Below are 19229 nucleotides of genomic sequence, written 5' to 3' on the forward strand. Positions count from 1 at the left end.
GCAGGTGGCGTCCATATCCACTTGTAACCTCTGTTACCTACCGGTTGGTATGGCGTCCTGCGAAGATGGCGGCCAAGCCGGACAGAGGGAGGATGGATGCTCAACTTGTCGGTGGTCCTGGAGGACAGCGCCAGGAACGCCCCCGACCGCACCGCGATCGTCTTCGGCGACATGCGGCTGCCTTACTCCATGATCGACGCGGTGGCCGCCCAGGTGGCGAACCTCCTCGTGGCACGCGGCATCCAGAAGGGCGACAAGGTCGCGCTGGCCTGCCCGAACCTGCCGTACTTCCCGTTCGTCTACTTCGGCATCCTCAAGGCGGGCGCCGTCGTGGTGCCGCTGAACGTGCTCCTGCAGTCGCGCGAGATCGCCTACCACCTCGACGACAGCGACGCCAAGGCATTGTTCTGCTTCGAGGGCACCCCCGAGCTGCCGCTCGGCGAGCGCGGCAGGGCGGGGTTCGAGGCGGCCGAGGGCTGCGACCACTTCTTCGTCCTCCCGGCCACCCCGCTCGCGACCGAGTCCGAGTACGGCGAGTCGATCTGGGCCGCGCTGGACGGCGTGTCGTCGGAGTTCGCGACCGTCCAGACGGCGCCCGACGACACCGCCGTGATCCTCTACACCTCCGGCACCACCGGCCAGCCCAAGGGCGCCGAGCTGAGCCACCAGAACATGCTGATCAACGCCATGGTCAGCGACAAGATGTTCCCGCGCGGCGACGCGGGCGACACCTACTTCGGGGTGCTGCCGCTGTTCCACTCGTTCGGCCAGACGGTCATCATGAACACCGGCTTCCTGCGCGGCGCGACCATCGTCCTCATGCCGCGCTTCGACCCGGGCGAGGCGCTCGCGGCGATGGTCAGGGAAGGGGTGACCTTCTTCGCGGGCGTCCCCACGATGTTCTGGAGCATGCTCACGAAGATCCACGCGGACGGCGCCGAGGTGCCCTCCACGCTGTGCACCGCCGTGGCGGGCGGCGCCTCGTCGCCCGTGGAGGTGCTGCGCGACTTCGAGCAGACGTTCGGCATCGGCATCCTCGAGGGCTACGGCCTGTCGGAGACGTCCCCTGTGGCCAGCTTCAACCAGCCCGGACGGCCCACCAAGCCGGGCACCATCGGCACGCCCGTCTGGGGCGTGGAGATGAAGCTCATCGACGGCGACTGGAAGACGATCGAGGGCGAGGGCCCCGGCGAGATCGCCGTCCGCGGCCACAACGTCATGAAGGGCTACTACAACCGCCCCGAGGCCACCGAGGAGGTCATGCGCGACGGCTGGTTCAGGACGGGCGACATCGCCACCCGCGACGCCGACGGCTACTACGCCATCATCGACCGCGCCAAGGACATGATCATCCGGGGCGGCTTCAACGTCTACCCCCGGGAGCTGGAGGAGGTGCTCATGACCCACGAGGCCGTCTCGCTGGCCGCGGTCGTGGGGGTGCCCCACGAGTCCCACGGCGAGGAGGTCAAGGCGTACGTGATCAGGACGCCGGGGGCGACCGTCACCGAGGACGAGCTCATCGCCTGGTGCCGCGAGAACATGGCGGCGTACAAGTACCCGCGGATCGTCGAGTTCCGCGAGAGCCTGCCGATGACCGCCACCGGCAAGATCCTCAAGCGCGAGCTGCGCTAGCCGCCTCCTCGCGGAGACAAGGCGCGGGCCCGCGCCTTTGCCGTACGGTGACGGGCATGGAAGATCGGCCCGAAGGTTTCGACGAGCGCCTGCTGGCCCGGGCGCTGGAGTCCTGGGGGATCGGCGCGACGTCGCTGACGTACGCGCCGGTCGGGTTCGGCGACTACCACTGGGAGGCGCGCGGGCCGGACGGCGGGCACTGGTTCGTCACCGTCAGCGACGCCGGCCGCAAGGGCGTCGCGGGGCTGCGCGCCGCGATGGACGCCGCCGCGGCGCTCGCCGAGCGCCTGGACTTCGTCGTCGCGCCGCTCCGGGCGGCGGGCGGGGCGACGGTGGTGCCCGCGGGCGACCGGTACGCCGTGAGCGTCTTCCCCTTCGTCGACGGCACGGCCGGCCGGTTCGGCGAGGAGCTGACCGCGTCCGACCGGGCGGCGGTCATCGACCTGCTGGCGGGGCTGCACGCCGCCGAGCCGCCCGCGCCGGTGGCCGTGCGCCCTCTGGAGCTGTCCGGCCGGGGCGCGCTGGAGGAGGCCCTGCGCGACACCGGTCCCTGGCGGGGCGGGCCGTACGCGGAGCCCGCCCGCGACCTGCTGCTCGGCCGCGCCGCCGCGCTGCTCGCCCGGCTGGCGGAGTTCGACCGCGGGGCCGGGCGGGTGGCCGCCCGGCCGGTGGTGACGCACGGCGAGCCGCACCCGGGCAACCTGCTGCGGGCTCGCGGGCGGTTCCTGCTGGTCGACTGGGACACCGTGGGCCTGGCGCCGCCCGAGCGCGACCTGTGGCTGGTCGCCGAGGGGCCCGGCGACCTGGCCAGGTACGCCGAGGCGGCGGGCCGCGCGCCCGACCCCGCCCTGCTGGAGCTGTACCGGCTGCGCTGGCAGCTCGACGACGTGGCCGAGTACGCGGCCTGGTTCCGCGGACCTCACGGGCGCACGCCGGACACCGAGGTGGCGTGGGCGAGCCTCGAAGGCACCGTCGGGCACCTCACGAGCTGACCGGCCGGAGCGCGGGGAGGAGACGGCGAGGCCGGGCGGGGATCCCCCGCCCGGCCTCCGTTCGCCGGATCGCCGCGGCCGATCAGGGCCAGTCGACCGACGGGCGCAGCGGCACGCCCGACCGTCCGGCCTCGTCGAGCTTCACGCCCAGCACCTGGTGCAGCTGCACCTTGTTGCGCTCGAAGCCGACGATGCAGCCCGCCATGTACAGCGCCCACACGCGGGCGGTGCCCATGCCGACCTCCTGCACCGCGTCGGACCAGTTCGCGTCGAGGTTGTCGCACCAGTGCCTGAGGGTCTTGGCGTAGTGCTCGCGCAGGTTCTCCTCGTGGCGGATCTCGAAGCCGAGGTCCTCCATCTGCCTGATCAGGTAGCCGACCGACTCCAGCTCGCCGTCGGGGAAGACGTAGCGGTTGATGAAGCCGCTCTTGTTGAACGTCTTCTCCTTGCCGGTCGGGCGGGTGATGCAGTGGTTGAGCAGACGGCCGCCCGGCTTGAGCTTGCCGTACAGGAAGCCGAAGTAGGACGGCAGGTTGTCCTTGCCGATGTGCTCGGTCAGGCCGATGGAGCTGACCGCGTCGAAGCCCGTCTCGGCGACGTCGCGGTAGTCCATGTGGCGGACCTCGGCGAGGTCCTGCAGGCCGGCCTCGGCGATGGCCTTCTGCGCCCACTCGGCCTGCTGCCTGCTCAGCGTCACGCCCAGCGCCTTCACGCCGTAGTGCTTGGCCGCGTGGATGACCATGCCGCCCCAGCCGCAGCCGACGTCCAGCAGCCGCATGCCGGGCGCCAGCCCCAGCTTCCTGGCCACCAGGTCGAACTTGGTGAACTGCGCCTCCTCCAGCGTGGAGTCGTCCTTGGGGAAGGTCGCGCAGGTGTAGGCCATGGACGGCCCGAGCACCCAGCGGTAGAAGCGGTTGGAGACGTCGTAGTGGTGGTGGATGGCCTCGGCGTCGCGCTGCTTGGCGTGCCGGGAGCCGAGCCTGGCCAGGGCGCTCTGGCGCACCTCCTGCGGGGGCGGCGGCACGCGCATGAGCAGGGGCTTGACGCCGAGCGACCGGACGGCCGCGATCTTCTCGGCGGTCGTCAGGTCGTTGGTCGTGATGTTCCACATGCGGTCGAGCAGGGTGTACATGTCGCCGTGGACGTCGATGTGCCCGGAGACGTACGCCCTGGCCAGACCCAGTTCGCCGGGCGCCTGCGCCAGGTACGCCACCGCGATGGGGGACTTGACCTCGATCGCGAGGTCGGCGCCGTCGGGCCCCGCCTTGCTGCCGTCGTACGCCGTGAACGCGATGTTGGCGTCGGCGCCGACGATCTTCTCGAAGATGGTTGCGAGAGCCATCCACTCACCTTCCCCGTACACACTTGTCGTACAGGTCCAGCAGGCGACCGTCCGGGTCGTATTCCCGCTTGACCGGCCAGTAGGCATCGCCGTTGTACAGCTTCCAGAACTGTTCGCGGGCGTAGAAAGAGGTCGAGTAGAGCGACTTGTGCCCGTCGAGGTCGTGCACCGCGTTCTCGATCAGGCGGTTGTAGTAGCCGTCGAACTGGCCGCGCGGCAGCGGCACCATCCCCCAGAAGCCGAAGTTGACGTACAGCTTGCCCGGCTCCAGCGGGTAGATCGGCCAGCGCGACGACGCGCGCAGCGGGCACATCCACACCGGCGTCATGCCGACCTTGTCGTGGAAGAACTCCAGGAACTCGGCGCCGCGTTCGACGGGCGTCTCGACGTCCTGGATGACCGACTCCTGCACCGGCTGACCGCGCCAGCGGTCGACCCGGGCGGTGATGCCGTGCTTCCTGTCGAGCGCGACGAGCCTGCGGTAGACGTCGGAGCGCATCCAGCGGCGCGGCATGAGCGAGCGCACGACCGGCTGCTGCACCCCGAAGGCCCGCGAGCACCAGAACCAGTCGGTGTCCCACCGCCACAGGTAGTCGCGGATCGTCAGCCAGTCGCGGTTGCGCTGCCTGATGGACTGGTAGTAGATGCGCATCCCGGTGTAGTCGGACGTGTACGGCGCCCGGTCGGCGAAGCGGCCCAGCGTGACGTACATCTCGGTCGGGCTGAAGTACACGCCGTCGACGAAGTCCACGGGCTCGCCGTCGTGCACCATGCTGTCGCAGATCTCCTGCATGGCCAGCATGCACTTGCCCGCGTCGGTGAACTTGACGTGCGTGAGCCTGACGTACGGCTGGACCTTGCGGAGCCTGATCCGGATGCGCAGCGCGTAGCCCAGGGTGCCGTACGAGTTGGGGAAGGCGCGGAACAGGTCACGGTGCTCGTTGTCGTCGCGCGCCACCACCACCCGCCCGTCGCCGGTGAGGATCTCCAGCTCCTCGACCGACTCGTGGGGGAGGCCGTCCCTGAAGCTGGTGGACTCGATGCCGAGGCCGGTCACGGCGCCGCCCAGCGTGATGGTCTTCAGCTGCGGCACGACGTAGGGCATCAGCCCGTGCGGCAGCGTGGCGTCCACCAGGTGCTCGTACGTGGTCATGCCCTGCACCTCGGCCGTCATGGACTGAGGATCGACGCTGATCACTTCGTCGAGGTCCCTGGCCGAGAGCCTGGCGGTCCTGCCGGAGTCGCGGAACCTGAAGAGGTTTGACGTCGACTTGGCCAACCGGGGCGCGGCGTCGCCCGGAATCTCCGCGTACGACTGCCGGATCTGCTCTACTGCCCGTCGGTGAGCCGACATCGTCGTCGTCACGTAAGCACCCCCTTGAGCTGGTAGAGATCGTCCGTAAGACGGTATCTCTCGCGGGCTTGCTCGAACAGACCGGGGTCGTTAAAGACACGAAAACTGTTCATCGTGCCAGGCGAAACGCCCATATACCAGGCGATTACGGAAACTCTCTGGAGATTCTCAGCAGATCAGGCTTGACCGCAATGTGAGACTCCACCGGCCACGGCACGTCCACAAGGCCCTCGGCGCCGGGCTCGGGCGCCGAGGACGATCTCCGCGGGGGGCGGAGCGGACAGGGCCGCGGGCCTCACGCCCCCGCGACGGTGAAGCTGTTGATCACCTGTCGCATCAGGCCCGCGTTGCGGCGCCACTGCGCCTCCGCGACCGTCCAGGACAGGACGTAGGCGGTCTCGCCGACCACGACCGCGCGGCGCACCTCGTGGTACCTCGCGCCTGGCGTGGCCCAGGGCGCGTCGCCGCCCTGACCGGCCGTCCAGGTGAACTCCCACTCGACGGCCTTGTTGCCCTGGTGCGTCACGACCCTGCGGCGCACGCTCGTCACCTCGGCGGCCTGCTGCTTGAGCGTCTCCTCGGCGTCGCGCAGGATCTGGTGCGGGTCGAGGTTGGAGAACAGGGCCTCGACGCCGAGGTGGGCGCCCCGGTCGCGGCGCGTCCACTCGGTGTACGACTCCTTGCGCGCGCCCTTCCAGCCGACCGGCCTGGCGATCGACCAGCCGTCGGGCGAGTTCCACGCCAGCACCCTGATGACGGGCCTGGTCCTCGTCGGCGTGGGCGTCGGGCTCGGCGAGGAGCCGGCGGGGGTGGAGGCGGACGCGCTGGGCAGCGGGCTGGTGGCGGCCGCCGGCTGCGGGGGGCGGGGCGCGCCCTCGGCCGGGGTCGTCGGCCTGAGGTAGACGACGGTGCCGGCCGCGATGGCGAGGGCGGCGGCCGCGGCCAGCGCCACCAGGCCGCGCCGGGCGCCTCCCGGCCGCTGCTCGACGAGGTCGTTGTGCGCGGGCTTCGCCGCCATGATCTCGGCGAGCAGCCGGTCGGCCTCGTCGTGGCCGACCCGGTCCCGCGGCTCCTTCTTCAGCAGGCCGCGCAGGATCGGGTGCATGATCGGCGGGATCCTGCGGTAGTCGGGCTCCTCCCCGAGCACCGCGTTGATCGTGGACATCGTGTCGCCCCGGTCGAACGGCGAGCGGCCCACCAGGGTGGCGAACAGCGTCGCGCCGAGCGACCAGAGGTCGGAGGCCGGGCCCGCATCCTCGCCGCGGATCCGCTCGGGCGCGAGGAAGGCCGGGCTTCCCGTCACCATGCCCGTGCTGGTCAGCGAGGGGTCGCCGTCCACGGTGGCGATGCCGAAGTCGGTGAGGACGGCCCGCCCGTCCTCGGCCAGCAGGACGTTGCTGGGTTTGACGTCCCGGTGGAGGATGCCGGCCTCGTGCGCGGCGCGCAGCGCCGACAGGACCTGCCTGCCCACGTCGGCCGCCTGCCGCACGGGCAGCGCGCCGGCCGTCAGGACGACGTGCTCCACCGTGGGGTGGCTCAGCAGCTCCATCACGATCCAGGGCCGCCCGCCCTCCTCCACGACGTCGTAGATGCCGACGACGGACGGATGGCTGAGCTTGGCCGCCGTACGCGCCTCACGCGCGGTGCGCAGCAGTTGCCGCTCCTGGTCCCCGGGCGACAGCCCGGCGGGCAGGAGCACCTCCTTGATGGCGATCTGCCGGTTGAGCAGCGTGTCGCGGCCCTCCCAGACGACACCCATCCCCCCGCGGCCCAGTTCGCGCAGTAACTGGTAGCGATTGGCGACCAGCCGGTTGCTATCCGAAACCATGTCCTACCCCTGTAGACCACCCGAACAGTGGGCAAGTTTCCCATACCTCTTGCTTCTCTGAGGGGTGGTCGCAAAGGCGCCTTGCGGAAGATCACGGAATGTTGTTCTACTGTGGGTGCTCGTCACCGGGATGCCCGCGAAGGGACCAGCGAGGAGATGCCGATGCCGGACGTACGCCAGGGGCCGCTCGCCGGGGTGCGCGTGCTCGAACTCGCCGGGCTCGCCCCCGGGCCCTTCGCCGGGATGATGCTCGCCGACCACGGCGCCGAGGTGCTGCGCGTCGACCGCGTCAAGGCCGTCACCGACGCGCCGCGCGCCGACGTCATGGACCGCGGCAAGCGCACGATCGGGCTCGACCTCAAGGCCCCCGAGGGGGTGGCCGCGTTCAAGGAACTGGCCGCGCGCGCCGACGTCGTCATCGAGGTGTTCAGGCCCGGCGTCGCGGAACGCCTCGGCATCGGCCCCGCCGACCTGCACGAGGTCAACCCCCGCCTGGTGTACGGCCGCATGACCGGCTGGGGGCAGGACGGCCCGCTCGCCGCCACCGCCGGGCACGACATCGACTACGTCGCCGTGTCCGGCGCGCTGTCGATGCTCGGCCGCGAGGGCGACAGGCCGACCCCGCCGATCAACATCCTCGGCGACTTCGCCGGCGGCGGCCTCATGCTCGCCTACGGCGTGCTGCTCGCCCTGTTCGAGCGCGAGCGCACCGGCAGGGGCCGGGTGATCGACGCCGCCATGGTCGACGGGGCCGCCGTGCTGTTCGCCATGTTCTACCAGGGGGTGCAGAGCGGCTTCTGGGGCCCGCGCGGCACGAACCTGCTCGACACCGGCGCCCCCATGTACGACACGTACGAGACGGCCGACGGCGAGTACCTCGCCGTGGGCCCGCTGGAGCCGCAGTTCTGGGACACCATGGTGGGCCTGATGGGGCTGCGCGACCTGCCCGACAGGAACGACAGGAGCCAGTGGCCCGCGCTCAAGGCCCGCCTGGCCGAGGCGTTCGGATCGCGGACCAGGGCCGAGTGGGAGGAGCTGTTCGACGGCTCGGACGCCTGCGTCTCGCCGGTGCTGTCGATGCCGGAGGCCGCCCGTCACCCGCACAACGTCGCCCGCGGCACCTTCGTCGAGGTCGGCGGCGTCACCCAGCCGGTGCCCGCGCCGCGCCTGCTCGGCGTCCCCCCGCAGGACCTCGCGCCCGCCACCCGGCTCGACGACCTGTCGCCCTGGGGCCTGTCGAAGGAGGAGGCGGACAAGCTGCGCGAACGCGGCGTGCTCGCCTGATCAGCCGGGAGGCGCCGACGCCCGGGGCCGCTCGTACCGGCCCGATCAGGCGGGAGGCGCCGAGGCCCGGGGCCGCTCGTACGCCGAGTAGTCCTTCAGCCTGACGGAGTCGTGCAGGCGCACCCCCTTGGCGCCCAGCTTGGCCGCGCCCCGCGTGACCGCGACCGGCAGGTGGTTGACCAGCCGCACGGTCTGCGCCAGCGTCCACAGGTCGAGACCGCTGCCGGGGACGATCCGCCTGGCGGCGCTCACCGCGAACGTCCTGCTGCGTCGCACGTAGTCGCCGATCTCCGCGTGGTAGGCGGGGAAGGCGCGGGCGTGGTCGCCGCCGTGGGCCGCCAGCTCTCCCGCGAGCACGTACGCGCCGACGACCGCGAGGCTGGTGCTTCCGCCGACCGCGGGCCCCGGGCAGTAGCCGGCGTCGCCGACGAGCGCGACCCTGCCGCGTGCCCAGGTGTCGAGCCTGAGCTGGGTGATGGAGTCGAAGTAGAAGGCCGACGCGCGCTCCACCTCCTCCAGGAGCCTCGGCACCTCCCAGCCGGCGCCCGCGAACCGCGCGCGCAGCAGTTCCTTCTGGCGCGCGACGTCGCGGTGGTGGTAGTCGAGCGGGGCCGGCGTGCGGAACAGGAAGACGGCGCGGGCGTCGTCGAGGTGGGCGGCGCCGTACATGCCGGCCATGCGGCCCACGCCCAGGATGCCCGCCATGCGGCCGTCCAGCCCGAGGTGGTTGGGCACGGACGCGACGGCCAGGTACGCGCCGATCCAGGCCGAGTAACGCGACTCTGGGCCGAAGACCAGGCCGCGCACGTTCGAGTGCAGGCCGTCGGCGCCCACGACCAGATCGAACCTGGCGGGGGCGCCGCGCTCGAACGTCACCTCGCCGTCGTCGGAGATCGAGGTGATGGAGTCGCCGAAGACGTAGGCCACGTCGTCCTTGGTGGCGTCGTGGAAGATCTCGCTGAGGTCGTCGCGCATGATCTCGACGTGGCGGTCGGAGACGGCGGCCATGACGCGGCGCAGCTCCAGCTCGATCGGCCCGCGCCCGCCCTCGCGGTGCATCGTGAGCCACTCGGTGCCGGTCCTCGCGGCCAGCACGCGGTCGAGCACGCCCATGCGCTCGACGATCTCCATGGCGGGCCTGAACAGGTCGATCGCGTGGCCGCCGGTCTTGCGCAGCGCGGGGGCCCGTTCGACGACGGTGACCTCGAAGCCGTACCGGGTGAGCCAGTGGGCGAGAACGGGACCGGCGACGCTGGCGCCGGAGATGAGGACGCGCACCGCACCTCTCCTTACTTAACGGACGGTAAGTAACGTCGACGCTAGCACCTTACTTAACGATAGGTAAGGGATAGTCTTGGCCCATGCCCAGTCACACTCCGAGCCGCCGGACCGGCCCGGGCGACACCAAGCGCCGCATCCAGGCGGTGGCCCGCGAGCTCTTCGTCCAGCAGGGGGTGCGCGACACCAGCCTGCGGCAGATCTCCGAACGGCTGGGCATCACCAAGCCCGCGCTCTACTACCACTTCGCCTCACGCGAGGACCTGGTGAAGAGCATCATCCAGCCGTTGGTCGACGACATGGAGCGGTTCGTCGCCGAGCGCGAGGCCGGCGACCCCCGGCGGCTGCTCACCGACTACTTCGACCTCATCTGGCGGCACCGCGACGTGCTTGTCATGATCGTGCGTGAACTGTCGGCGCTCGCCCACCTCGACCTGGGCGAGCGCATGTTCGCCTGGCGGCGGCGGCTGATCGTCCTGCTGCTGGGCCCCGACGTCACGCAGGCCCAGCACATCAGGGCGACCGTGGCGCTCGGCGGAATGTCCGACTGCGCGGTGGAGTACGCCCACCTGCCCCTGGACGAGGTCAAACCGGTCGCGGTCGAGGCCGCCGCCGACGCGCTCGGGCTGCCCTAGCCTCCCGGCCCGGACAGCGGCCCCGACCGGGGCCTAGACCGCGACGTACAGGTCGACGCCGTCCGGGTGGTGAACCTCCAGGTCGGTGGTGAACGCCCGCGGCGGCGTGCCGCCCGACTCCGTGTGCTTCCACACCTGCTGCCACGCCTCCAGCAGCACCTGCGGAACCGGCCCGCGCGCCTCGACCCTGAGCGACCTGGCGGCGGGCACCCGAACCGCCACCATGCCCTCCGGCAGCCTCGGCACCGTACGCACCCCGATGCCGACGATCTCGGTGTACGCCCCGTGGTGATCGCTCTCGTAGTCGGTGAGCACCGCGTACAGGTTCTCGTCCACCCGCCCCGGAACGTGGGCGAAAGCCCCTGGCGCGCCCGCCCGCTGCCACAGCGCCGGCAGCCTCGCCCGCAGCGGATCCAGCTCGTCGGCGTTGGTGGTACGCACGGCGAAGCCGACGACGATCAGCTCCGCTCTCTCGGTAACCTCCATGATCCCTCCCTCCCCCAATCCATCCCGGCAGATCATAAGCCCCCGAGAAAGGGGGAAACCCCTCGTTGACGGGTTGCCACATAAGATGGATGAACGTGAAGTTCCTGAACGGCCTCGAGCCGCGCTACGACCTGACCTACAGCGACGTGTTCATGGTCCCGTCGCGCTCCTCGGTGGGTTCGAGGCTCGAAGTCGACCTCTCCACCTCCGACGGCACCGGCACCACCATCCCGCTCGTCGTCGCCAACATGACGGCCGTCGCCGGCCGCCGCATGGCCGAGACGGTCGCGCGGCGCGGCGGCGTCGCGATCATCCCGCAGGACATCCCGATCGACGTCGTCGCCGACGTCGTCGAGTGGGTCAAGAAGCGCGACCTCGTCCACGACACCCCGCTCACCCTCACCCCGCACGACACCGTCGGCGAGGCCCTGCGTCTGCTGCCCAAGCGCGCCCACGGCGCGGTCGTCGTCGTCGACTGGGAGAACAGGCCCGTCGGCGTCGTCACCGAGGCCGACTGCGCCGGCGTCGACCTGTTCACCCAGCTCTCCCAGGTCATGTCGAGCGAACTGCTCACGCTGCCCGCCGGGCTCGACCCGCGCACCGCGTTCGACCGGCTGCACGAGGGCCGCCACCGGCTGGCGCCCATCGTCGACGCGGGGGGCCGCCTCGTCGGCATCCTCACCCGCACCGGGGCGCTGCGCGCCACCCTCTACCAGCCCGCGCTCGACGCCGCCGGCAGGCTGCGCGTCGGCGCGGCCGTCGGCGTGAACGGCGACGTCGCCGCCAAGGCCAAGGGCCTGCTCGACGCCGGCGCCGACTGCCTCGTCGTCGACACCGCCCACGGCCACCAGGAGAAGATGATCGCGGCGCTGCGCGCCGTCAAGGCGCTCGACCCGGCCGTGCCCGTCGCCGCCGGCAACGTCGTGACCGCCGCCGGCGTGCGCGACCTCGTCGACGCGGGCGCCGACATCCTCAAGGTCGGCGTCGGCCCCGGCGCCATGTGCACCACCCGGATGATGACCGGCGTGGGCCGTCCCCAGTTCTCCGCCGTGCTCGAATGCGCCACCGAGGCCCGCAGGCTCGGCCGCCACGTCTGGGCCGACGGCGGCGTCCGCCACCCGCGCGACGTGGCGCTCGCCCTGGCCGCCGGCGCGTCCAACGTCATGATCGGCTCCTGGTTCGCCGGCACGTACGAGTCGCCCGGCGACGCCCACACCGACGCCAACGGGCGCACGTACAAGGAGAACTACGGCATGGCCTCCGCCCGTGCCGTGCGGCTCAGGACCTCCGACGACACGCCGTTCGAGCGGGCCAGGAAGGCGCTGTTCGAGGAGGGGATCTCCACCTCGCGCATGTACCTCGACCCGGTGCGGCCGAGCGTCGAGGACCAGATCGACGCCATCGTGGCGGGGCTGCGCTCGGCCTGCACGTACGCGGGCGCCGCCACCCTGGAGGAGTTCCACGAGCGCGCCGTCGTCGGCGTGCAGAGCTCGTCCGGCTACGCCGAGGGCATGCCGCTGCACCAGAGCTGGTAGAAGGGGGCGGTGCGGGCGTCCGCTGCCCACGGGCGGGTCCCGAACGCATAGAGTCTTCGGGTCCGTTCTCATCGTCAACTGGAGCACTTGTGGCACTGGAGAAGCCGGAGATCGACTTCCCGGAGGGCAACCCGCCCGCCGACCTGGAGGTCGTCGACATAGTCGAGGGTGACGGCCCCGAGGCCAAGCCCGGCCAGAACGTCAGCGTCCACTACGTGGGCGTGGCGTTCTCCACCGGGGAGGAGTTCGACGCCTCCTGGAACCGCGGTCAGGCGTTCGAGTTCCCGCTCGGCGCCGGCCGCGTCATCGCGGGCTGGGACCGGGGCGTCGCCGGGATGAAGGTCGGCGGCCGGCGCAAGCTGGTCATCCCGCCGCACCTCGGCTACGGCAACCGCGGCGCGGGCGCCCGCATCAAGCCGGGCGAGACGCTCATCTTCGTCGTGGATCTCCTCGGCGTGCGCTGAGCGCGATCGGGTCGAAGCGGCCGCCGTGCCCGGGCACGGCGGCCGCTTCGCGTCCCGGCCCCTGTTCTGGCGCGCATGGGTGGGGAAATGTCGGCGACGTGCGGCAACATAGGGAGTGTGCTGCTCATCGAGGTTGTCCGGGTTTCTGAGGCGGTGACGCGAACCCCCGCCAGGCTGGGCAAGATCGGCCACCTGGCCGAGCTGCTCGGCCGGGTCGGCCCCGACGAGGCCGAGATCGCCATCTCCTACCTCTCAGGCGAGCTCCCCCAGCGGCAGGTCGGCGTCGGCTGGCGCACCCTCGAGGACCTCCCCCAGCCGAAACTCGCCGCCACCGCCACCCTCACCACCGTCGACGCGCTGCTCAGCAAGATCAAGGCGGTGTCCGGGCAGGGGTCGCAGGCCGCGCGCAAGGCGCTGGTGTCCGAACTGTTCGCCGGGCTGACCAGCCAGGAGCAGCAGTTCATGCGCCGGCTGCTGCACGGCGAGCTGCGCCAGGGCGCCCTCGACGGCGTCATGATCGAAGCGGTGGCGAAGGCGTCGGGAGCGCCGTCCCCCGACGTCCGCCGGGCGCTGACGCTGCGCGGCTGGCTGCCGGCCGTCGGCGCCGCCGCCCTCGCCGGCGGCGCGTCCGCGCTGCGGGAGTTCAAGCTGGAAGTGGGGCGGGCCGTCGCGCCCATGCTCGCCTCCAGCGCCCCCAACGTCGCCGCCGCGCTGCAGAAGGCCGGCACGCCCGCCGCGCTCGAATGGAAGATCGACGGCATCCGGGTGCAGGGCCACCGCTCCGGCTCCGACGTACGCGTCTTCACCCGCACCCTCGACGACATCACCCCTCAGGTGCCCGAGCTGGCCGAGGCGCTGCTGCGCCTGCCGTCCGACGACCTCGTCCTCGACGGCGAGGTCATCGCCCTGCGCCCCGACGGCCGCCCCCACCCGTTCCAGGTCACCGCAGGCCGGGCGAGCAGCAGGACCAACGTCGCCGCCCTGCGCGAGGACACCCCGCTCACCGTGTTCTTCTTCGACGCGCTCCGCGTCGACGGCACCGACCTGCTCGACCTGCCCTACACCGACCGGCAGGAGGTCCTCGCCCGCACGGTGCCCGCCGAGCTGCTCACCCCCCGGCTCGTCACCGACGACGTCCGCGCGGCCGAGCACTTCTTCGCCGAGGCCGTCAGGGCAGGCCACGAAGGGCTGGTCGTCAAGTCGATGGCCGCGCCGTACGCGGCGGGGCGGCGCGGCGCCGGGTGGATCAAGGTCAAGCCCCGGCACACGCTCGACCTCGTGGTGCTCGCCGCCGAATGGGGCCACGGGCGGCGCGAGGGCAAGCTGTCGAACCTGCACCTCGGCGCCCGCGACCCCGGCGGCGGCTACGTCATGCTGGGCAAGACCTTCAAGGGCCTCACGGACGAGCTGCTGGCCTGGCAGACCACCCGGTTCCTCGAACTGGCCGAGGGCCCCACCGACGGCTGGACCGTACGGCTGCGGCCCGAACTGGTCGTCGAGATCGCCTTCGACGGGGTGCAGCGCTCGCCCCGCTACCCGGGCGGCATGGCCCTGCGCTTCGCCCGCGTCCTTCGCTACCGCCCGGACAAGCGCCCCGACCAGGCCGACACGGTCGACACCGTGCGCTCCCTGATGCTCTGACCTCGCACCGGCCGTTCCCCGGCATCCGGCTCAGCGGCAAGCGGGGAACCCCGTGGACTGCTCGGCGCACCCGGTGGGGTGTGCCGGTCGTCAGCTGCAGCGGTTCTCGGACAACCGGGTCATCATTGCTCCCCGCTCCGGCCACGCCTGCCAGTAGATCGTCCCGCACCTGAAGTTCTGATGAGCTTCGTTGCCCACCCGGAGCTCAGCCGACGTCGGGTATCCCAGCCATCCCCGCTCGCACCCTTCCTGGCACCATCTCGCGCCGATGTCGCCCCACACCGGCCACGCGCCCGTCCGCGGGTGCCAGTAGATCGTGCCGTTCTTGAACTGAGTGCGGCGACCCACCCCGTCCGGGTTGGCGAGCTCTTCGGTGAGGGGGCAGCCGAGCTGCCCGGTGGGGCCGCCCATCTGCACGTAGCGCTCCTCGATGGCGCCCACCACTTTGAGACCGCAGTAGGTATGCGGGTCGTCGGCGTGTGCGGGCGTGGCCGCCGCCGCGATCAGCGCGCCGACGGTGAGGGTGAGCGCGCTCAAGCTCGCGGCGATCCTGTCGCGGCGCGGCCTGGCGCTCGTGGCGGTGGTCATGCGTGCACCGTCCTTTCCTGCCCCCTGCGGGGGCGGCGGGCAGCGGGTGCGTGGTGCCCTCTGCGGTTCCTGGTGATGCGTACTTTGGCGGCCCCGGACGATCGTCACAAGCGGGGGTCCGGAACGTCCGCATAAGCCTGTCGGCCGAATGCGACGTAAGCGTGGGTTCGCCCTACCTTGCCATCTTGATCACGCGGGTCCCGGTGCTGCCCGGCCGCGCACCGGCGACAACACGCATTCCGGAGCTCAAGGAGCTCCTGGCCGAAGAGGGCGCGAAGATCGAGCGCATCCAGAACGCGATGAAGGACGAGACGGGCGTCGACCACGTCGTCACGGCCTGACCCATCGCCGCTTCGCCCACCACGGGCCGGCGCTCATCACGGCAGCACCCAGGACGGCAGGCGCATCGGCGAGCTCTCCCTGGCTCGCGCCCGTCGCAGGTGTCGCAGTGCCGCGCTCCCACGGCCCGCGTACGGCGCAAGTGTCGCGGTGCCGCCCCCCATCGCCCCGTGCCCGGCACATGCGCGGTGCCACGCCCCCATCGCCCGTGCCCAGCACATGCGTGGTGCCGCCCCCATCGCCCGCGCCCAGCACATGCGTGGTGCCGCCCCCCATCGCCCGCGCCCGGCGCACGCGCGGGGGTTCGCGATCCTATGGCCCGCGCCGGGCGCGCGCGGGGCTCCGTCCTGCGGCGTCCACCCGCCCGAACTGGTGATTTGTTGGATCTTGTCCTGATAGTGACATATGTCACTTAATGTCCGATTAGATTGCCTTTGCCTGGTGTTGGTGGCGTAAGTTCTTCCACACCCCGCGACGTTCCCCCTGGTCGCGGGCGGGATCGGCCGCCGTGTGCCTCCCCCCTCCCCGGTCCGGCCTTTCCCTTCCTCATCCCCTAGCTAGGACCGTGGTTTACCTTGGGCCAGCATTCGCGCCACCCGTCCCCCCAGCCGTTCCCCGACGACCGCGAAGGCGGTCAGAACCCCCACGACGCCAAGCCCGCCCCCAGCAGGCGTCGGTGGACCGCCGCCGTGGCGGCCGGCGCCGCCGTCGTCGCCGCCGTCTCCACGACCGCCTGGGCGGTCACGGCCGACGACGCCCCCACCTCCGCGGCGGCCGTGAACCTCCCCCCGAACCCCGCCGCCCCGGCGTCCTCCTCGCCGAAGCCCGGCGTCTCCTCCCCCGCGCCGTCCCCCGCCGCGCCGTCCTCCGTCGCCGAGGCCGCTCAGCAGGGCAACCCCGACCCGTCCCCCTCGGCGGCCCCCAAGCCTCCCGCCGGAGCGGAGCCGAAGTCCTCGGCCTCCCCCAGGCCGTCGCACCGCAGGATCGAGACCGTCGCCCGTCCCAAGAAGAAGACGGTCGCGGCGAAGACCCAGGCCCGCGTGGTCTCCTCCGGGAGCTGCGGCGCCTCCTACTACGACGAGCCGCAGATGACGGCGAGCGGCGAGCGTTTCGACCCGTCCGCGATGACCGCGGCGCACAAGACCCTCCCCCTGGGCAGCAGGGTCCGCGTCATCAACCCGAACAGCGGCGCTTCGGTGATCGTCCGCATCAACGACCGCGGCCCGTACGTCGGCGGACGCTGCCTGGACCTGTCCAGGGCCGCCTTCTCCGCGATCGGGAGCGTCGGCGCGGGAGTCATGACGGTCAAGTACCAGGTGCTGGCCCGCTGAGGCACGGCAGGCCCGCCGCCGGACCGGGCGGGCTCTGTCGGGCTTCGGAAGAGCAGCCGCCGCCGGAACGCCAGACATACCCGATTCGAGCGGACACCCCCCGATTTATCCCGATAAATGAATTCCCGGCGAAAGCCCCGAATCGGATGACCCTGAATACACCCCCCATATTCAGGGTCGTCCCGAGGGACTACTTCACCAGGCGAACCGTCAACGGGTAGCGGAAGGCGCCCTCGCTCAGGGCCGACACGCCGCCCACGATGGACAGCACGATCCCCGCGACCCAGATCACCGGCAGCAGCACGATGCCCACGACGGTGAACGGCAGCAGGATCGACGCCCCGAGCAGGGTCAGCTGGAAGTTCAGCGCCTCGACCGCGTGGCGCCGGATGTACGGCGACGTCTTGCCGCCCGTGAGCATGAGCAGCAGCGGACCCAGCAAGGGGAACCCGACCACCGCGAGGCCGTGCGCGAGCGCGCCGCCCAGGCGCTCGTTGCTCTCCGGGGCGGGCTCCGCACGGAACGCGGGCGAAGGCGACGCGAAGTGCGGCACGGCGTTGGAGCCGTACAGCTCGGTCATGATGGGCATCAGGTCGCCGTGGGTGCGCGCCGTCATGGCCCGCTCCAGGCGGTCGTCGAACTCCAGCTTGTCGAACCGGCCCTCGGCGTACGCCGCCTTGACGTGCTCGACGACGTGCTCGCGGTCCTGGTGAGTGACGCGCAGGTGAGCCGGCGGCACATGTCCCTGCCCCCAGGGTTCGGGTACGGGTACCCCAGCCATCGCAGCCATGCCTCTCCTTCGGTTCCGGCGTTCAGTCACATACTGCGTCTTCCAGGCCGCTCCTGCCATCCGGAGAATCCCGGAGGCGTCCCCTAGATCGCCCCCGACGCGAAGCTTCCAGACGGTATAAAAAGGAATCATGAGATGGCGAGACCGCTACGGCATTCGCCGGCTACGCGGTGCGAAGGTCGCGAAGTTCGACCGTGAGGCGACGGATGCGGATATCGAAGCGCTCATCGCCTTCGCCCGTTCCCGCCGGGGAGTGGAGTTCTACGTCGAGCCGGAGACCTTCGCCACGGACACCACCGCCGTGGCCGTCGCCGACGACGGCGAGTGGACCAGACGCAGGGTCGGCTCGCCGGGCGTGATCCACAAGGTCGCCCGCGACCTCGCTTTACCCGTGTACGACGTCCAGCTCACCGGCTACCCGCCCCGCATGCGCGCCTACAACGAACGCCGCCGCCGCGAACAGGACCTCCCCTGACGCGCTCCCCCGCCTGGAAAGCCGGGGATCCAGCCCGTGCCGCGTGCGCGGCACCTCTGCGGCTTCCTGTTTCTCCGGGTCCTGCCCTCCCCCGCTAGACGGCGCGTCCCCTCCGCAGGCGTTCAGGCTGTCCGCCCGTCCGGCGGCCGGAATGGCCCGAAGCCTGAGCCGGCGCCCCGGCCATCCGGCCGGACTCTGACGCCGGGTCGCCGAGCAGGGGCGACGCCCGCCCCCGCGGAACCGGGCGGCCGATCGCCCTGTTGACCACCGCCGGCTCGTTGATCGAGCCCGTTCCGCCCAGCCGGCCTCCGCGCCTCTCCGCCGCACCGCACCGCGCGCGCCCGCTTCTTCGCGCCCGCTTCTTCGCATCCGCTACTTCGCGCCCGCTTCTTCGCGCCCGCTTCTTCGCGTCCGCTTCCTTCATGGCGAATCGCCGCCGGAGTCCGTCACACGCGTACGAGGGGCGGAGCCACACCCGGCCCCGCCCCTCGTCCGGTCACCCTCGGGGAGTGACCGTGCGCGCCTTGCCGGAGCCGGCGTCACCACCGGCCGAGCCGCGACGGATGTCCTGTCAGGCGAAGGACATCTTCCCCGACCCCGTCAGCTGGGTGAAGCCCGACGGAGCCGTGCAGTCACGCAGGTCGGACGTCATGGTGGCGCTCCCGCTGAAGTGTCGGCCCTTCAGCCGTCCCGAGACGACGTCGCCCTGCAGCAGGCTGTCGTGCAGGGAGGCGGCGCCCTTGTGCTCGGCGGTGAGCTGCGAGGTGCCCACGACCTGGCCCTGCGCGTCACGCCAGGTGACGGTGCCGGTGGCGCTCAGGTCGGCGACGCCGCGGCAGTTGGCGGTGGCCGTGCCGCTGACCTCCAGCCTCCCGGAGGCGATGTCGGTGACCTTGCCGTTGGGCGAGGTGCAGCCTTCGAGGAGGACGACCCCCTGCCCCTTGACCTGCTGCGCCGCCGCGTCGCGCAGCGCCGGGGTGAAGGCGATGGGGTTCTTGGGGGCGGTGCGCATGGTGCAGGTCAGCGCGGCCTCCTCGCGGACGGCAGCGGCCGACGCCGCCTTGCCCGAAGCCGCCTGGCTCGACGCCCCCGCGGCCTGCGCCGCCTGGGCGGAGCCCGCGAACGCCAGCAGCGGCGCCGCGAGACCGGCGGTCGCGGCGGCGAGGGCGAGAGCCCGGGTGCGGCTGAGACGTGACTGACGGATCATCCGTCCTCCGATCATGACTACGATGGGT

Annotated in this window: 18 protein-coding genes; 10 read left to right on the forward strand and 8 right to left on the reverse strand. The window is 71.6% G+C overall.

Annotated elements, in window-relative coordinates; translation table 11 throughout:
- Positions 1-96: 96 nt before the first annotated feature.
- Both BMX74_RS26740 and BMX74_RS26745 read left to right on the forward strand, forming a co-directional pair.
- Entirely contained in the window at positions 97-1632 is a 1536-nt protein-coding gene (locus BMX74_RS26740; protein WP_091103498.1) for a long-chain-fatty-acid--CoA ligase, read from the forward strand.
- A 56-nt stretch (positions 1633-1688) separates the two neighbouring features.
- Positions 1689-2624: a phosphotransferase gene (locus tag BMX74_RS26745; protein ID WP_176573479.1), complete on the forward strand. Its 936-nt coding sequence runs from the start codon at positions 1689-1691 to the stop codon at positions 2622-2624.
- 82 nt (positions 2625-2706) lie between these two features.
- Here BMX74_RS26745 and BMX74_RS26750 read toward each other — a convergent pair whose 3' ends face one another.
- The 3 genes from BMX74_RS26750 to BMX74_RS26760 all read right to left on the reverse strand — a co-directional run bounded on the left by BMX74_RS26750 (position 2707) and on the right by BMX74_RS26760 (position 7148).
- Positions 2707-3966, reverse strand: a complete 1260-nt coding sequence (locus BMX74_RS26750) for an SAM-dependent methyltransferase (protein ID WP_055506174.1) — start codon at positions 3964-3966, stop codon at positions 2707-2709.
- Positions 3967-3970: 4 nt separating this feature from the next.
- Positions 3971-5320 carry an FAD-binding oxidoreductase gene (locus BMX74_RS26755; protein WP_055506369.1) on the reverse strand — a complete coding sequence of 450 codons (1350 nt, stop codon included), beginning with the start codon at positions 5318-5320 and terminating at the stop codon, positions 3971-3973.
- A gap of 295 nt (positions 5321-5615) precedes the next feature.
- A complete protein-coding gene (locus BMX74_RS26760) occupies positions 5616-7148 on the reverse strand; it encodes a serine/threonine-protein kinase (RefSeq protein ID WP_082535331.1) in 1533 nt (510 codons plus the stop codon).
- Positions 7149-7310: 162 nt separating this feature from the next.
- On the opposite strand from BMX74_RS26760, the gene BMX74_RS26765 reads away from it, so the two are divergent.
- Complete coding sequence (locus BMX74_RS26765; RefSeq protein WP_055506176.1) at positions 7311-8432, forward strand: CaiB/BaiF CoA transferase family protein; 1122 nt, start codon at positions 7311-7313, stop codon at positions 8430-8432.
- A gap of 45 nt (positions 8433-8477) precedes the next feature.
- Here the strand turns inward: BMX74_RS26765 and BMX74_RS26770 are convergent, their stop codons facing one another.
- Positions 8478-9710, reverse strand: coding sequence for an FAD-dependent monooxygenase (locus BMX74_RS26770; RefSeq protein WP_091103499.1), 1233 nt, complete (start codon positions 9708-9710; stop codon positions 8478-8480).
- 83 nt (positions 9711-9793) lie between these two features.
- Between BMX74_RS26770 and BMX74_RS26775 the strand changes: the two genes are divergently transcribed.
- Complete coding sequence (locus BMX74_RS26775) at positions 9794-10345, forward strand: TetR/AcrR family transcriptional regulator (protein WP_055506178.1); 552 nt, start codon at positions 9794-9796, stop codon at positions 10343-10345.
- Positions 10346-10378: 33 nt separating this feature from the next.
- Here BMX74_RS26775 and BMX74_RS26780 read toward each other — a convergent pair whose 3' ends face one another.
- Positions 10379-10831 carry a GyrI-like domain-containing protein gene (locus tag BMX74_RS26780; protein WP_055506179.1) on the reverse strand — a complete coding sequence of 151 codons (453 nt, stop codon included), beginning with the start codon at positions 10829-10831 and terminating at the stop codon, positions 10379-10381.
- Between the two features lie 95 nt (positions 10832-10926).
- On the opposite strand from BMX74_RS26780, the gene BMX74_RS26785 reads away from it, so the two are divergent.
- The 3 genes from BMX74_RS26785 to BMX74_RS26795 all read left to right on the forward strand — a co-directional run bounded on the left by BMX74_RS26785 (position 10927) and on the right by BMX74_RS26795 (position 14471).
- Positions 10927-12366: a GuaB1 family IMP dehydrogenase-related protein gene (locus BMX74_RS26785; RefSeq protein ID WP_055506370.1), complete on the forward strand. Its 1440-nt coding sequence runs from the start codon at positions 10927-10929 to the stop codon at positions 12364-12366.
- A gap of 89 nt (positions 12367-12455) precedes the next feature.
- Positions 12456-12830, forward strand: coding sequence for an FKBP-type peptidyl-prolyl cis-trans isomerase (locus BMX74_RS26790; protein ID WP_055506180.1), 375 nt, complete (start codon positions 12456-12458; stop codon positions 12828-12830).
- Between the two features lie 87 nt (positions 12831-12917).
- On the forward strand, positions 12918-14471 hold the full coding sequence (locus BMX74_RS26795) for an ATP-dependent DNA ligase (protein WP_091103501.1): 1554 nt from the start codon (positions 12918-12920) through the stop codon (positions 14469-14471).
- A 90-nt stretch (positions 14472-14561) separates the two neighbouring features.
- Here the strand turns inward: BMX74_RS26795 and BMX74_RS26800 are convergent, their stop codons facing one another.
- Positions 14562-15059, reverse strand: a complete 498-nt coding sequence (locus BMX74_RS26800; RefSeq protein WP_091103504.1) for an LGFP repeat-containing protein — start codon at positions 15057-15059, stop codon at positions 14562-14564.
- Positions 15060-15244: 185 nt separating this feature from the next.
- Here BMX74_RS26800 and BMX74_RS44350 point away from each other — a divergent pair, with 185 nt between their 5' ends.
- Together BMX74_RS44350 and BMX74_RS46345 are read left to right on the forward strand one after the other, a co-directional pair.
- A complete protein-coding gene (locus BMX74_RS44350; RefSeq protein WP_177227525.1) occupies positions 15245-15400 on the forward strand; it encodes a hypothetical protein in 156 nt (51 codons plus the stop codon).
- A 573-nt stretch (positions 15401-15973) separates the two neighbouring features.
- On the forward strand, positions 15974-16729 hold the full coding sequence (locus BMX74_RS46345; RefSeq protein WP_305728674.1) for a septal ring lytic transglycosylase RlpA family protein: 756 nt from the start codon (positions 15974-15976) through the stop codon (positions 16727-16729).
- Between the two features lie 190 nt (positions 16730-16919).
- Here the strand turns inward: BMX74_RS46345 and BMX74_RS26810 are convergent, their stop codons facing one another.
- The gene (locus BMX74_RS26810) at positions 16920-17510 is read right to left on the reverse strand and encodes a DUF1707 and DUF4870 domain-containing protein (RefSeq protein ID WP_055506183.1); all 591 of its coding nucleotides are present in this window, start codon (positions 17508-17510) and stop codon (positions 16920-16922) included.
- Between the two features lie 139 nt (positions 17511-17649).
- Between BMX74_RS26810 and BMX74_RS26815 the strand changes: the two genes are divergently transcribed.
- The gene (locus BMX74_RS26815) at positions 17650-17994 is read left to right on the forward strand and encodes a hypothetical protein (protein WP_055506184.1); all 345 of its coding nucleotides are present in this window, start codon (positions 17650-17652) and stop codon (positions 17992-17994) included.
- Between the two features lie 571 nt (positions 17995-18565).
- Here the strand turns inward: BMX74_RS26815 and BMX74_RS26820 are convergent.
- On the reverse strand, positions 18566-19201 hold the full coding sequence (locus BMX74_RS26820) for a hypothetical protein (protein WP_091103505.1): 636 nt from the start codon (positions 19199-19201) through the stop codon (positions 18566-18568).
- Between the last annotated feature and the right edge of the window lie 28 nt (positions 19202-19229).

Source organism: Nonomuraea pusilla (genome assembly GCF_900109355.1).
In the GTDB taxonomy this organism is placed as follows: domain Bacteria; phylum Actinomycetota; class Actinomycetes; order Streptosporangiales; family Streptosporangiaceae; genus Nonomuraea; species Nonomuraea pusilla.